The organism is Pseudideonella sakaiensis (assembly GCF_048320135.1).
Classification (GTDB): Bacteria; Pseudomonadota; Gammaproteobacteria; order Burkholderiales; family Burkholderiaceae_C; genus Ideonella_A; species Ideonella_A sakaiensis_A.
Genome location: NZ_CP182947.1, coordinates 1,278,362 through 1,292,151, shown reverse-complemented (window position 1 = coordinate 1,292,151; position 13,790 = coordinate 1,278,362). Strand labels below are relative to the sequence as shown.

The 13,790-nt window shown below is 64.8% G+C and carries 11 protein-coding genes; 10 read left to right on the top strand and 1 reads right to left on the bottom strand.

Annotated features, from left to right (window positions below; translation table 11 throughout):
* The first annotated feature begins 70 nt into the window (after positions 1-70).
* The 9 genes from scpA to ACNH6H_RS05690 all read left to right on the top strand — a co-directional run bounded on the left by scpA (position 71) and on the right by ACNH6H_RS05690 (position 10,267).
* On the top strand, positions 71-2,242 hold the full coding sequence (gene scpA / locus ACNH6H_RS05730; RefSeq protein WP_418316374.1) for a methylmalonyl-CoA mutase: 2,172 nt from the start codon (positions 71-73) through the stop codon (positions 2,240-2,242).
* 11 nt (positions 2,243-2,253) lie between these two features.
* Positions 2,254-2,760 (top strand): GNAT family N-acetyltransferase, encoded by a 507-nt coding sequence (locus tag ACNH6H_RS05725; RefSeq protein WP_418316372.1) that lies wholly within the window; start codon positions 2,254-2,256, stop codon positions 2,758-2,760.
* A gap of 65 nt (positions 2,761-2,825) precedes the next feature.
* The gene (meaB, locus tag ACNH6H_RS05720; RefSeq protein ID WP_418321239.1) at positions 2,826-3,854 is read left to right on the top strand and encodes a methylmalonyl Co-A mutase-associated GTPase MeaB; all 1,029 of its coding nucleotides are present in this window, start codon (positions 2,826-2,828) and stop codon (positions 3,852-3,854) included.
* Between the two features lie 16 nt (positions 3,855-3,870).
* The gene (locus ACNH6H_RS05715) at positions 3,871-5,403 is read left to right on the top strand and encodes an acyl-CoA carboxylase subunit beta (RefSeq protein ID WP_418316371.1); all 1,533 of its coding nucleotides are present in this window, start codon (positions 3,871-3,873) and stop codon (positions 5,401-5,403) included.
* A 135-nt stretch (positions 5,404-5,538) separates the two neighbouring features.
* Positions 5,539-7,572, top strand: coding sequence for an acetyl-CoA carboxylase biotin carboxylase subunit (gene accC, locus ACNH6H_RS05710; protein ID WP_418316370.1), 2,034 nt, complete (start codon positions 5,539-5,541; stop codon positions 7,570-7,572).
* Positions 7,573-7,755: 183 nt separating this feature from the next.
* Positions 7,756-8,229, top strand: coding sequence for a VOC family protein (locus tag ACNH6H_RS05705; RefSeq protein WP_418316368.1), 474 nt, complete (start codon positions 7,756-7,758; stop codon positions 8,227-8,229).
* 84 nt (positions 8,230-8,313) lie between these two features.
* Positions 8,314-9,090, top strand: a complete 777-nt coding sequence (yaaA, locus tag ACNH6H_RS05700) for a peroxide stress protein YaaA (RefSeq protein WP_418316367.1) — start codon at positions 8,314-8,316, stop codon at positions 9,088-9,090.
* Positions 9,087-9,953 (top strand): 2OG-Fe(II) oxygenase, encoded by an 867-nt coding sequence (locus ACNH6H_RS05695; RefSeq protein ID WP_418316365.1) that lies wholly within the window; start codon positions 9,087-9,089, stop codon positions 9,951-9,953. Before yaaA ends, ACNH6H_RS05695 begins: the two co-directional genes overlap by 4 nt.
* An 89-nt stretch (positions 9,954-10,042) precedes the next feature.
* Positions 10,043-10,267 (top strand): hypothetical protein, encoded by a 225-nt coding sequence (locus tag ACNH6H_RS05690; protein ID WP_418316364.1) that lies wholly within the window; start codon positions 10,043-10,045, stop codon positions 10,265-10,267.
* A 78-nt stretch (positions 10,268-10,345) separates the two neighbouring features.
* On the opposite strand, the gene ACNH6H_RS05685 is transcribed toward ACNH6H_RS05690, so the two are convergent.
* On the bottom strand, positions 10,346-11,806 hold the full coding sequence (locus tag ACNH6H_RS05685; protein WP_418316362.1) for a DEAD/DEAH box helicase: 1,461 nt from the start codon (positions 11,804-11,806) through the stop codon (positions 10,346-10,348).
* A 294-nt stretch (positions 11,807-12,100) separates the two neighbouring features.
* On the opposite strand from ACNH6H_RS05685, the gene ettA reads away from it, so the two are divergent.
* Positions 12,101-13,765 carry an energy-dependent translational throttle protein EttA gene (gene ettA, locus ACNH6H_RS05680; RefSeq protein ID WP_418316360.1) on the top strand — a complete coding sequence of 555 codons (1,665 nt, stop codon included), beginning with the start codon at positions 12,101-12,103 and terminating at the stop codon, positions 13,763-13,765.
* Positions 13,766-13,790: the final 25 nt, after the last annotated feature.

Here is a 13,790-nt window from a genome sequence, read left to right as displayed (position 1 = left end):
CGGCGTGATACGGTTCTGCCACCGTCACCGTGGGTCTGCGTTTCGGCAGACTCTGTCGAAGAGGAAATCCATGTCTGCTGCCAAGTCCGAACCGCCGTTTCCCGATTCGACGCAACTCGAGCTGTGGACGCAGGCCGCGGCCAAGTCGGCCCCCGGGGGTGATCCGCAGGCACTGAACTGGACGACGCCGGAAGGCCTGACCGTCAAGCCGCTTTACACCGCTGCTGATCTGCAGGGCCTGCCACACACCGACACGCTGCCCGGCTTTGCACCGTATATCCGCGGCCCGCAGGCGACGATGTATGCGGTGCGGCCATGGACGCTGCGCCAATATGCCGGCTTCTCGACCGCCGAGGATTCGAATGCCTTCTACCGCCAGGCGCTGGCCGCCGGCGGGCAGGGCGTCAGCGTCGCCTTCGACCTGGCGACGCACCGCGGTTACGACAGCGACCATCCGCGGGTCACCGGCGACGTCGGCAAGGCCGGCGTGGCGATCGATTCGGTCGAGGACATGAAGATCCTGTTCGACCAGATCCCGCTCGACAAGGTCTCGGTCTCGATGACGATGAACGGTGCGGTGTTGCCGGTGCTGGCCGGCTACATCGTCGCGGCGGAAGAGCAGGGTGTGCCTCACGACAAGCTCAGCGGAACCATCCAGAACGACATCCTGAAGGAGTTCATGGTCCGCAACACCTATATCTACCCGCCCGAGCCGAGCATGCGGATCATCGGCGACATCATCGAATACACGGCAAAGCAGATGCCGAAGTTCAACTCGATCAGCATCTCGGGTTATCACATGCAGGAGGCCGGTGCCAATCAGGCACTCGAACTGGCGTTCACGCTCGCCGATGGCCAGGAATATGTGAAGACGGCGCTTGCCAAGGGGCTGGATGTCGACGGCTTTGCGCCGCGGCTGAGTTTTTTCTGGGCGATCGGGATGAATTTCTACCTCGAGATCGCGAAGATGCGCGCCGCGAGGCTGCTGTGGCACCGCATCATGAGCGGCTTCGGCGCGAAGAACCCGAAGAGCCTGATGCTGCGCACGCACTGCCAGACCTCGGGCTGGAGCCTGACCGAACAGGATCCGTACAACAACATCGTGCGCACGACGATCGAGGCGATGGCCGCGGTCTTTGGCGGCACGCAGAGTCTGCACACCAACAGCTTCGACGAGGCGATTGCGCTGCCGACCGAATTCTCGTCGCGCATCGCCCGCAACACGCAGCTGATCATCCAGGAGGAAACCCACATCACCAATGTGATCGACCCCTGGGCCGGCTCCTACATGATGGAAAAGCTGACCCAGGAAATGGCCGACGCCGCCTGGGCGATCATCGAGGAGGTCGAGGCGATGGGCGGCATGACGAAAGCCGTCGACTCCGGCTGGGCCAAGCTGAAGATCGAAGCCAGCGCGGCCGAGAAGCAGGCGCGCATCGACAGCGGCAAGGACGTGATCGTCGGCGTCAACAAATACAAGCTGAAATCGCACGACACCGTCGACATCCTCGAGGTCGACAATGTCAAGGTCCGCGAAGGCCAGATTGCCCGTCTTGCAAAGGTGCGTGCATCGCGCGACGCTGCCGCGGTTGAGCGTGCGCTCGATGCATTGACAGCCGCCGCGAAGGATGGTGGGGCCAACCTGCTGGATCTCAGCGTGCAGGCGATGCGGCTGCGGGCAACGGTCGGCGAGGTCAGCGAGGCACTGGAGAAGGTCTTCGGCCGCCACCGCGCCGACATCCAGAAGGTCACCGGTGTCTATGCCGCCGCCTACGACAGTGCCGAAGGCTGGGAGCGGCTGAAGACCGAGATTGCCGAGTTTGCCGAGCAGGCGGGCCGCCGGCCGCGCGTGATGATTGCCAAGCTCGGCCAGGATGGCCATGACCGCGGCGCGAAGGTCGTCGCGACGGCATTTGCCGACCTCGGCTTCGACGTTGATATCGGGCCGTTGTTCCAGACCCCGGAGGAATGCGCCCGTCAGGCAATCGAGAACGATGTCCATGCGGTCGGCGTGTCGACACTGGCGGCCGGTCACAAGACGCTGGTGCCGGCGATCATCGAGGCCTTGAAGGCGCAGGGCGCAGACGACATCATCGTCTTCGTCGGCGGCGTGATCCCGGCGCAGGACTACGACTTCCTGCATGCCGCCGGCGTGAAGGGCATTTATGGGCCGGGCACGCCGATACCGGTCAGTGCCAAAGGCGTGCTCGAACAGATTCGACAGGCGCAGGTGGCGGCCTGAGCGATCACGCGGTGAGCACCGACCACCGCCCGCTGCCGTCCGGACTGGCCTTGACGCCGGCCGGCGATGGCGATTTCGAGGCGCTGTTTGCGTTGCGGATGGCGGCGATGCGCGAAAGCCTCGAGCGTGCCGGACATTTCGATCCGCAGCGCGCACGCGAGCGGCTGTGCCGCGGCTTTCTGCCGGCCCACACCCGCCACATCCTGCAGGACGGAGAACTGGTCGGATTCGTCGTCGTCCATCCGCGCGACGAGGATTGGCTGCTCGACCACCTCTATATCCATCCGAATGCGCAAGGCCAGGGCATTGGCTCGTGGGTGCTCGAGCAGGTGCTGCGCGATGCCGATGCAAAGGCAAAGGCGGTTTCGGTGACTGCGCTGAAGCACAGTGCGGCCAACCGCTTCTACCTGCGCCATGGTTTTGTCCTGCAGGCCGAAGGCGAATGGGACCTCTACTACCGGCGCCCGGCCCGGCAACAGGGCGAGCCAACGGTGTTGCCTCCGGCCCAGCGCATCTGACACGCACCATGCAGCGCGCCGATCCCGAACGCCTCGACCCGCCCGCTGCCGGCGCTGCGTCGGCCATGCTCGAATCAAGCGAACAGGCGCTTTATGCATCCGTGACCGGTGCGGTGTCGATGGCGCAGCGGCGGGCAATCGCGAAGACGATTACGCTGCTCGAATCGACGCGGGCCGAACACCGGCGCCGCGCCGATGCCTTGCTCAATGCGCTGCTGCCGCGCAGCGGAAATTCGCTGCGGCTTGGCATCTCGGGCGTTCCGGGCGTCGGCAAAAGCACTTTCATCGAGGCGCTTGGCCTGTACCTGATCGAGCGCGGCCACCGTGTCGCGGTGCTGGCGGTCGACCCGTCGTCGAGTGTGTCGGGCGGATCGATCCTCGGTGACAAGACACGGATGGAACAGCTGTCGGTCAGTGAACATGCCTTCATCCGCCCGAGCCCGGCATCCGGCACGCTCGGCGGCGTCGCCGAGCGGACGCGCGAATCGATGCTGGTCTGCGAGGCCGCCGGCTACGATGTGTCGATTGTCGAAACCGTCGGCGTCGGCCAGAGCGAGGTCGCGGTGGCGGCGATGACCGACATGTTCGTGCTGCTGCAGTTGCCGAATGCCGGCGACGACCTGCAGGCGATCAAGAAAGGCGTGATGGAGCTGGCCGACCTAGTCGTCATCAACAAGGCCGACCTCGACGATGCGGCTGCGACCCGTGCGCGTGCACAGATCACCAGCGCGATGCGCCTGCTCGGCCTGCACGCCGCACACGACGAATCGGTCTGGCACCCGCAGGTGATGCAGTTGAGCGCGCTGAAGCAGCGTGGCGTCGACGAATTCTGGCAACTCGTCGAGCGCTTCCGCGAGCTGCAGTCCGCGAACGGCAAGCTGCAGCGGCGCCGCCGCGCGCAGGACGAGGCCTGGATGTGGGAACGCATCGATGCCGGGCTGAAGTCGAGTTTTCGCTCATTTCCGCCGGTGCGTTCGGCATTGCCCGGCCTGGTCGCCGAGGTGCGCGCCGGACGGCTCGCCGCCTCGGTCGCGGCGCGGCAGCTGCTCGAGATGTTCCACCACACCGATCCGAATACCAACCACAACCCCTGATCCGGAGAAACCATCCATGCACGACATCCAGCAGATGCTCGAGGAAAAGCGAGCGAAGGCGCGCCTCGGCGGCGGGGAAAAACGCATCGCCGCACAACACGGCAAGGGCAAGCTGACCGCGCGCGAACGCATCGAACTGTTGCTCGACACCGGCACCTTCGAGGAATGGGACATGTTCGTCGAGCACCGCTGCGCCGATTTCGGCATGCCCGACAACAAGATCCCGGGCGACGGCGTGATCACCGGCTACGGCATGATCAATGGCCGGCTGGTTTTTGTCTTCAGCCAGGATTTCACGGTTTTCGGCGGCGCCTTGTCGGAGGCGCATGCAGAGAAGATCTGCAAGGTGATGGACCAGGCGATGAAGGTCGGCGCGCCGGTGATCGGGCTGAACGACTCGGGCGGCGCGCGCATCCAGGAGGGCGTCGCATCGCTCGGCGGTTATGCAGAGGTGTTCCAGCGCAATGTGATGGCCTCCGGCGTCGTGCCGCAGATCAGCATGATCATGGGCCCGTGTGCCGGTGGTGCGGTCTATTCGCCGGCGATGACCGACTTCATCTTCATGGTCAAGGACAGCAGCTACATGTTCGTCACCGGCCCGGAAGTCGTCAAGACGGTGACGCACGAGGAGGTGACCGCAGAGGACCTCGGCGGCGCCGCGACCCACACCTCGCGCAGCGGCGTTGCCGATCTGGCCTTCGACAACGATGTCGAGGCGCTGCTGATGCTGCGCCGCTTCTTCAACTACATCCCGACCAACAACCGCGAAAAGGCGCCGGTGCGGCCCAGCAACGACCCGGCGGACCGGCTCGACTGGTCGCTCGACACGCTGGTGCCGGACAACCCGAACAAGCCCTACGACATCAAGGAACTGATCGTCAAGGTGGCCGACGACGGCGACTTCTTCGAACTGCAGCCGGAACACGCGAAGAACATCGTGATCGGCTTCTGCCGCATGGAAGGGCAGTCGGTCGGCATCGTGGCCAACAACCCGCTGGTTCTCGCCGGCTGCCTCGACATCCGCAGCAGCATCAAGGCGGCGCGGTTCGTGCGTTTCTGCGATGCCTTCAACATCCCGGTTGTCACCTTCGTCGACGTGCCCGGTTTCATGCCCGGCACCAGCCAGGAATACGGCGGCATCATCAAGCACGGCGCGAAGCTGCTGTATGCCTATGCCGAATGCACGGTGCCGAAGATCACCGTGATCACCCGCAAGGCCTATGGCGGTGCCTATGACGTGATGAGCTCCAAGCACCTGCGCGGCGACGTCAATTTTGCTTGGCCGAACGCCGAGATCGCGGTGATGGGCGCCAAAGGCGCGGTCGAGATCATCTTCCGCGAGGACAAGGGCAACCCGGAAAAACTCGCGGCGAAGGAGGCCGAATACAAGGCGCGTTTTGCCAACCCGTTTGTTGCCGGCGCACGCGGTTTCATCGACGACGTGATCCAGCCGCACGAGACGCGCAAGCGCATCTGCCGCTCGCTGGTGATGCTGCGCGACAAGAAGCTGGAGAACCCGTGGCGGAAGCACGGCAATATCCCGCTTTGATGTGGGCCCCCCAGTCGCTTCGCTCCTGCCCCCAAGGGGCGCCCACCATCGGACCGGCAAAGCCGGATCCTTGGCGGTGGCTTGATCTCGGGCTTCGCTTCGCTTGCCCGTTTGCGGATGAAGAGGTAGGAACAAATGTTTGAAAAAATTCTGATTGCAAACCGCGGTGAGATCGCCTGCCGCGTCATCAAGACGGCGCGCAGGATGGGGATCAAGACGGTGGCGGTTTATTCCGAGGCCGATCGCGATGCGCGGCATGCGGAGCTGGCCGACGAGGCGGTCTGCATCGGGCCGGCGCCGTCGCGCGAGTCGTATCTGGTGATCGACAAGATCATCGAGGCCTGCAAGCAGACCGGTGCGCAGGCGGTGCATCCGGGTTACGGCTTTCTCAGCGAGAACACCGAATTCGCGCGCCGGGTCGAGGAGGAGGGCATCGTCTTCATCGGGCCGAAACACAAGGCGATCGCCGCGATGGGCGACAAGATCGAGTCGAAGAAACTCGCCGACGAAGCCAAGGTCAATACCATCCCCGGCTACAACGCCGCGATCGATACACCCGAGCATGCGGTCGAGATCGCGAAGGGCATCGGTTATCCGGTGATGATCAAGGCCAGCGCCGGCGGCGGCGGCAAGGGCCTGCGCGTGGCGTGGGACGACAAGCAGGCCTTCGACGGCTTCTCGTCATGCCGCAACGAGGCGCGCAACAGCTTCGGCGACGACCGCGTCTTCATCGAGAAGTTCGTCGAGGAGCCGCGCCACATCGAGATCCAGCTGATCGGCGATGGCCACGGCAACATCATTTATTTATGGGAACGCGAGTGCTCGATCCAGCGCCGGCACCAGAAGGTGATCGAGGAGGCGCCGAGCCCGTTCATCGATGACGCAACCCGCAAGGCGATGGGGGAGCAGGCAGTGCAGCTGGCGCGCGCGGTCGGCTACCAGTCGGCCGGCACCGTCGAGTTCGTCGTCGGCAAGGACAAGAGTTTCTATTTCCTCGAGATGAATACCCGGCTGCAGGTCGAGCATCCGGTGACCGAAGGCATCACCGGCGTCGATCTGGTCGAACTGATGATCCGCGTCGCCGCCGGCGAGAAGCTGCCGTTCACGCAGGCCGACATCAAGCGAGACGGCTGGGCGATCGAATGCCGCATCAATGCCGAGGATCCGTTCCGCGGCTTTCTGCCGTCGACCGGCCGGCTGGTCCGCTTCAAGCCGCCGGCCGAAACCTGGACCGCCGCCGAGGCTGTTCCGGCCGGTGGCGGTGTGCGGGTCGATACCGGCGTCGTCGAAGGTGGCGAGATCCCGATGTTCTACGACTCGATGATCGCCAAGCTGATCGTGCACGGCAGCGATCGCAACGATGCGATCCGGCGCATGCGCGAGGCGCTGAATGCGTTTGCGATCCGCGGCATCAATTCGAACATCCCGTTCCAGGCCGCGCTGCTGGCGCACCCGCGTTTCGTTTCCGGCGATTTCAATACGGGCTTCATCGCCGAGCAATATCCGGACGGTTTCTCGGCCGATGTGCTGCCGGAGGTCGACCTGACGCTGCTGCGTGCCTTGGCGGCGGTTGCCAATCGCATCCACCTCGACCGCTCGGCGCGGATCAGCGGCCAGATGCCGGGCCATGAGTTTGTCGTCACGCCGGATGTCGTCGTCGTCACCAGCGATGCCGCAGGCAAGCTCGACTGCGTACCGGCCAGCGTACAGCCCGATGCCGGTGGCGGCTACCGCGTGATGCTCGGCGACATCAGCCATCACATCGTCTTCGACACGCCGCTGCGCGAACTGGTGATCCACGGCAACATTGACGGCAAGCCGTTCTGCGCGCAGATCGAGCGCATCGGGCTGGCCTACCGCGTGATTCACGACGGCAACCAGATCGATGCCAAGGTCGTCTCGCCGTTTGCCGCGAAGATGCTCGGGCTGATGAAATTCAAGGCGCCACCGGACCTGTCGCGTTTCCTGCTGTCGCCGATGCCGGGGCTGCTGGTCGACATCGCGGTGCAAGCCGGCCAGAAGGTCAGCGCCGGCGAAAAACTCGCGGTGATCGAGGCGATGAAGATGGAGAACATCCTGGTCGCCACGCAGGATGGGGTCGTGGCGGAAATTTCCGCCGCGAAAGGCGACAGCCTCTCAGTCGATCAGGTCATCATGCGGTTTGAATAGTCCCTCCATCCGCCGCCAGCCCCGACCGGGTATGTCCGCGATTGGGTCTTCTGCAGGCCTGGTGGCGTGCCCCGTAGGAGGGGCTTCAGCCCCGATTTGCGGTGGTGGCAATGCAGGAATCGCGGCTGAAGCCGCTCCTACAACAGATGCACGGGCAGCCCCGGCAAAACGACGGAGGGCAACATGACACGACCTTTCAAGGTTCTCGGTATCCAGCAGGTCGCCATCGGCGGGCCGAGCAAGGAGCGGCTGCGCGAGTTGTGGGTCGACAAGCTCGGGCTCGAGGTGACCGGCAATTTCGTCAGCGAACGCGAAAATGTCGATGAGGACATCTGCGCCATGGGGACTGGTGCGAACCGGGTCGAGGTCGACCTGATGCAGCCGATCGATCCGGACAAGAAGCCGGCGGTGCACCTGACGCCGCTGAACCACATCGGTCTGTGGATCGACGACCTGCCGCGTGCGGTCGAATGGCTGAGCGCGAATGGCGTGCGGTTTGCACCGGGCGGCATCCGCAAGGGCGCAGCCGGCCACGACATCACCTTCCTGCATCCGAAAAGCAACGACGAATTTCCGATTGCCGGCGAAGGTGTGCTGATTGAACTGGTGCAGGCGCCGCCGGAGATCATTGCAGCGCTCGGCGGCGGCACGGCCTGACCGTAGGGTGGGATCTGCCGTCCGATGCCATCATCGGCGCGGACGCGCTAGAGTGTGCGCCGTTGTTGTCCGGATCCTGTCCCGATGCTTTTCCTGTTGTCTCCCGCCAAGCGGCTCGATTACGAGAGCCCGCGCCGCCCATTGCCGGTCCGCCGGCCGGCCTTCGTCGCCGAAGCGAGCGAACTGATCGAGATCCTGCGCGGCCAGTCGGCACAGCAGATCGCCGCGCTGATGAAACTGTCGCCCGATCTGGCCGAACTGAACGTCGCCCGTTATGACGCCTGGCGGCCGCGGTTCACCGAGCGAAACAGCCGGCCGGCGGTGCTGGCATTTGCCGGCGATGTCTACGGCGGCCTCGATGCGGCCAGCCTCGACGATGACGAACTCGAGTGGGCCGATCAGCATCTGGTGATCCTGTCCGGCCTGTATGGCGCGCTTCGGCCGCTCGATGCGCTGCAGCCTTACCGGCTCGAGATGGGCACCGCATTGCCGAACCGGCGCGGCGGCAACCTGCATGCCTATTGGGGCGACCTGCTGGCCGAGCACCTGAACCGGCGCGCCCGTGCCGAAGCCAGCCCGGTGATCGTCAACCTCGCGTCGCAGGAATACCTGGGTGGTGTTCGGCTGCAGCGCCTGAAACCGCGTCTCGTCCATTGCGTGTTCGAAGACTGGAAAGGCGACGGCTACAAGGTGATCGGTTTCTTCGCCAAGCGCGCGCGGGGCCTGATGGCCCGCTTTGCCGTCTCGCACCGGATCGAGACGCCGGGTGGCCTGCATGGCTTCGATGCCGAGGGTTATCGCTATGCTGGCGAGGTGTCGACGCCGGATCGACTGGTATTTCGAAGGAAGGAGGCCGCATGAGCCAGACCAGCAGCAGCACCCAGGTGATCACCGAAGAGCTCAGGCAGTGGATCGTCGAGCAGGCTACCAGCGGGCAGCCGCCGGATGCGGTGCTGCAATCGATGCTGGCCAGCGGATGGAACGAGGATGTCGCGATCGTCGCGCTCGAGGAGACCTTGCGTGGTTTTCTGAGTGAACATGCCCTGAAGAACGGCCTGCCGCCGCCGGTCGTCGTTCCCGAACCGATGTCGCTCGACCGTGTGCCGCTGCTCGACGCCGGAGACCGCAAGGTGCCGGTGCTCGCGAGCATGCTCAATCCGCGCATCGTCGTGCTCGGCCAGTTGCTGTCGGACGACGAGTGCGACGAATTGATCGAACAGGCGCGCGCGCGCTTGCACCGCTCCGAAACCGTCAAGCTCGACAACGGCGGCAGCGAGGTCAACGAAGCGCGCACCAGCGAAGGCATGTTCTTCGAGCGCGGCCAGACGCCGCTGTGCCGGCGCATCGAAGAAAGGATTGCCGAACTGGTCAGCTGGCCGGTCGTCAATGGCGAGGGGCTGCAGGTGCTGCGTTACGGCCCCGGCGCCGAATACAAGCCGCACTACGACTATTTCGACCCGGCCCAGCCGGGCACGCCGTCGATCCTGAAGCGAGGCGGTCAGCGGGTCGCATCGCTCGTGATCTATCTGAATACGCCGGAGCGCGGCGGCTCGACGGTTTTCCCCGATGTCCGTTTCGAAGTCGCACCGATCAAGGGCAATGCGGTGTTTTTCAGTTACGACCGCCCGCATCCGATGACGCGCAGCCTGCACGGCGGCACGCCGGTGCTGGCCGGCGAAAAATGGGTGGCGACGAAATGGCTGCGCGAAGGCCGCTTCGACTGAAAAAAGTCGGGCAGGACACTGTCAACCGGCACTGAGAAGCCGGCGTTGTCTGCTCTGACCGGCCCGGTCAGCCACCCTGAGGGTTTTTCATGAACAAGCTTCTCGCCGCATTCGCAGCAACCGCCATTTCGTTCAGCGCCTTTGCTGCAACGCCGACCGCTGCCCCGGCCGCACCCGCCGTGCCTGCGGCCACCTCGATCGCGGCGCCGACTGCGACCGCCCCGGCCGATGCTGCTCCGGCGGCGCAGGCGCAGAAGAAGAAGGTGGCCGGAAAAAGCAAGCCCAAGGCCAAGAAAGCCCCGAAGCAGGCCTGAACCGAGCCCCGACCAAAAAAAACCCGGCCTAGGCCGGGTTTTTTGTTGGCGCCGCGAAGCAACCGCGGCTGGCGTCGCTCAGCGCTTCGTCTGCAGCAGCCGCGACGGCGGCCGCGCATCGCGCGGGCCATCGTTGCGTGCCGGGCTCGAGGCACGCGGTGCGGCAGCGGTTGCCGCATTGCGCGGCGGGTGTCCACTCGGCGCATGGCTGCCGCTCGGCGCGCCACGGCGCGAATCGCGGCGCGGCTCGTTGCTGCCGCGTCCACCGGCATTGCCGTGTGAAGGACGACCACCGCCACCGCCGCCGCGGCCGGCATTGCTGCGCATGCCGCCACGGCCTGCGCCTTCACCGATCACCATCCGGCCGAGCACGATCGGCTCGGGCCGCTCATTGGCCAGCGGCTCGAAGCCGGCAATCGCCTGCTTTGGAATCTCGCGCTTGATCAGCCGCTCGATGTCGCGCAGGAAGCCGTTCTCGTCGACGCAGACCAGCGATACCGCCTCGCCCTGCGAGCCGGCACGGCCGGTCCGGCCGATCCGGTGCACATAGTCCTCCGGCACGTTCGGCAGCTCGTAATTGACGACGTGCGGCAACTGGTCGATGTCGATGCCGCGGGCGGCGATGTCGGTTGCCACCAGGCAGGTCAGCGAACCCGACTTGAAATCGGCCAGCGCCTTCGTGCGTGCGGTCTGGCTCTTGTTGCCGTGGATCGCCATCGCGCTGATGCCTTGGTCGTTCAGATGATCGACCAGCCGGTTCGCGCCGTGTTTCATTCGCGTAAAAACCAGCACCTGGCGCCAGTCGTTCGACTTGATCAGATGGACCAGCAGATCCTTCTTCTTGTCGCGGCTGACCGGATGCACTTTCTGCGCAATCGCATCATTGGTCTGGTTGCGCCGGGCAACTTCGATCAGCGCCGGCTTGTTCAGCAGCCGATCGGCGAGCGCCTTGATCTCTTCGCTGAAGGTCGCGCTGAACAGCAGGCTCTGCTTCTTCGCCGGCACGATTGCCAGCACCTTCTTGATGTCGTGGATGAAGCCCATGTCGAGCATGCGGTCGGCTTCATCGAGCACGAAGATCTCGATCTGGCTCAGGTCGAGCGTGCGCTGGCCGGCATGGTCGAGCAGGCGGCCGGGCGTGGCGACGAGGATGTCGACGCCGCGCCGCAGCTTGTCGATCTGCGGCTGCATGCCGACGCCGCCGAACATCACCATGCTCGTCAGCTTGCTGTATTTGCCGTAGTTGCGAACGCTTTCCTCGACCTGCGCCGCAAGTTCGCGGGTCGGGGTCAGGATCAGCGCGCGGATCGGCGCCTTGCCGCGGGCATCGCGCGGCGCCGTTGCGGCCATCAGCCGGTGCAGCATCGGCAGCACGAAGCCGGCGGTCTTGCCGGTGCCGGTCTGTGCGCCGCCGAGCACGTCGCCACCGGTCAGCACGAGCGGAATCGCCTGCGCCTGGATCGGGGTCGGGGTGGTGTATCCCTGTTCGTGCACGGCACGCAACAAGGGCTCGGCGAGGCCGAGAGAATCAAAGGACATGGGGTTCCAACGGGATCGGCCTGTCGCTTCGTTGAGCAAAGCGCCAGTCGCAGGCAGAAGATGGGTTGAGCGCAGTGGCTCGAGTCAGGATGACGTCAACCCGGTGACTGGTGGCAGGGTTGGTACACGGATTGTAGCCGGCAAGGTGAACACGCCCGGCCCGCAAGGCCTTGTTTGGCGCGGTTTTGCGGGCTTTGCAGCGTATTTGCCACAGCGCGGAGCAGCCGCGCTGCCGGGGCGGCTTTGCCTTGTCCCCGATAATCGAGGGTTTTGCAATTCCGGAACCAGACCACCATGGCTCAATATGTATTCACGATGAACCGCGTCGGCAAGATCGTCCCGCCGAAACGCCAGATCCTGAAGGACATCTCGCTGAGCTTCTTTCCCGGCGCGAAGATCGGCATGCTCGGTCTGAACGGCTCGGGCAAAAGCACCTTGCTGAAGATCATGGCGGGCCTCGATCACGACATCGAGGGCGAAGCGACGCCGATGCCGGGTCTGAAGATCGGCTACCTGCCACAGGAGCCGGTGATGAAGGACGAGCAGACGGTGCGTGAAGCCGTCGAGGAGGGCATCGGCGGCGTGCTCGCCGCCAAGCAGCGCCTCGACGAGGTGTATGCCGAATATGCCGAGCCGGATGCCGATTTCGACAAGCTGGCGGCCGAGCAGCATGAGCTCGAGGCGATCATCGCCGCCGCCGGTTCGGAAAATACCGATCTGCAGCTCGAACTGGCCGCCGATGCCTTGCGCCTGCCGCCGTGGGATGCGGTGATCGGCCAGCTGTCGGGCGGCGAGAAGCGCCGCGTCGCGTTGTGCCGGCTGCTGCTGAGCAAACCCGACATGCTGCTGCTCGACGAGCCGACCAACCACCTCGACGCCGAATCGGTCGACTGGCTCGAGCAGTTTCTGCAGCGCTACAGCGGCACCGTCGTCGCGATCACCCACGATCGCTATTTCCTCGACAACGCGGCCGAGTGGATTCTCGAACTCGACCGCGGCTACGGCATTCCGTACAAGGGCAACTACAGCACCTGGCTGGACCAGAAGGAAGCCCGCCTCGAGCAGGAACAACGCACCGAGGATGCGCGCACCCGCGCGATGAAGAAGGAGCTCGAGTGGGTGCGGCAGAACCCGAAGGGCCGGCAGGCAAAAAGCAAGGCCCGTCTGGCGCGTTTCGAGGAACTGTCGGATGTCGACTACCAGAAGCGCAACGAGACCAACGAGATCTTCATTCCGGTCGCCGAGCGGCTCGGCCAGGAGGTGATCGAATTCGTCAATGTCAGCAAGGGCTTCGGCGACCGTGTGCTGATCGACGACCTCAGCTTCAAGGTGCCGCCCGGCGCGATCGTCGGCATCATCGGGCCGAACGGCGCCGGCAAGTCGACGCTGTTCAAGCTGATCTCCGGCAAGGAGCAGCCGGACAGCGGCGAAGTGAAGATCGGCAAGACGGTCAAGATGGCCTTCGTCGAGCAGAGCCGCGAATCGCTGGAAGGCGACAAGACCGTTTGGCAGGATGTCTCCGGCGGCCTCGACAACATCACCGTCGGCAAGTTCGTGATGCCGAGCCGCGCCTATCTCGGACGCTTCAACTTCAAGGGCAACGACCAGCAGAAGCTGGTCGGCAACCTGTCCGGCGGCGAGCGCGGCCGGCTGCACCTGGCGAAGACGCTGGCATCGGGCGGCAACGTCTTGTTCCTCGACGAACCGTCGAACGACCTCGACGTCGAGACGCTGCGCGCGCTGGAGGATGCGCTGCTCGAGTTTGCCGGCAGCGTGATGGTGATCAGCCACGACCGCTGGTTCCTCGACCGCATCGCGACGCACATCCTGGCTGCCGAGGGCGACTCGAAATGGGTCTTCTTCGATGGCAACTACCAGGAATACGAGGCCGACAAGAAGAAGCGCCTCGGCGAGGAAGGCGCGAGGCCGAAGCGGGTCCGCTTCAAGGCGCTCAAATAAGGGCGCTTCCCCGGCCGCGCAGCGC

What these genes read in the sequence shown, in the direction of transcription:
- scpA (WP_418316374.1), top strand. Translation starts at nt 71, where the DNA reads ATGTCTGCTGCCAAGTCCGAACCGCCGTTTCCCGATTCGACGCAACTC.
- meaB (WP_418321239.1), top strand. Translation starts at nt 2,826, where the DNA reads ATGCTCGAATCAAGCGAACAGGCGCTTTATGCATCCGTGACCGGTGCG.
- ACNH6H_RS05715 (WP_418316371.1), top strand. Translation starts at nt 3,871, where the DNA reads ATGCACGACATCCAGCAGATGCTCGAGGAAAAGCGAGCGAAGGCGCGC.
- accC (WP_418316370.1), top strand. Translation starts at nt 5,539, where the DNA reads ATGTTTGAAAAAATTCTGATTGCAAACCGCGGTGAGATCGCCTGCCGC.
- ACNH6H_RS05705 (WP_418316368.1), top strand. Translation starts at nt 7,756, where the DNA reads ATGACACGACCTTTCAAGGTTCTCGGTATCCAGCAGGTCGCCATCGGC.
- yaaA (WP_418316367.1), top strand. Translation starts at nt 8,314, where the DNA reads ATGCTTTTCCTGTTGTCTCCCGCCAAGCGGCTCGATTACGAGAGCCCG.
- ACNH6H_RS05695 (WP_418316365.1), top strand. Translation starts at nt 9,087, where the DNA reads ATGAGCCAGACCAGCAGCAGCACCCAGGTGATCACCGAAGAGCTCAGG.
- ACNH6H_RS05690 (WP_418316364.1), top strand. Translation starts at nt 10,043, where the DNA reads ATGAACAAGCTTCTCGCCGCATTCGCAGCAACCGCCATTTCGTTCAGC.
- ACNH6H_RS05685 (WP_418316362.1), bottom strand. Translation starts at nt 11,806, where the DNA reads ATGTCCTTTGATTCTCTCGGCCTCGCCGAGCCCTTGTTGCGTGCCGTG.
- ettA (WP_418316360.1), top strand. Translation starts at nt 12,101, where the DNA reads ATGGCTCAATATGTATTCACGATGAACCGCGTCGGCAAGATCGTCCCG.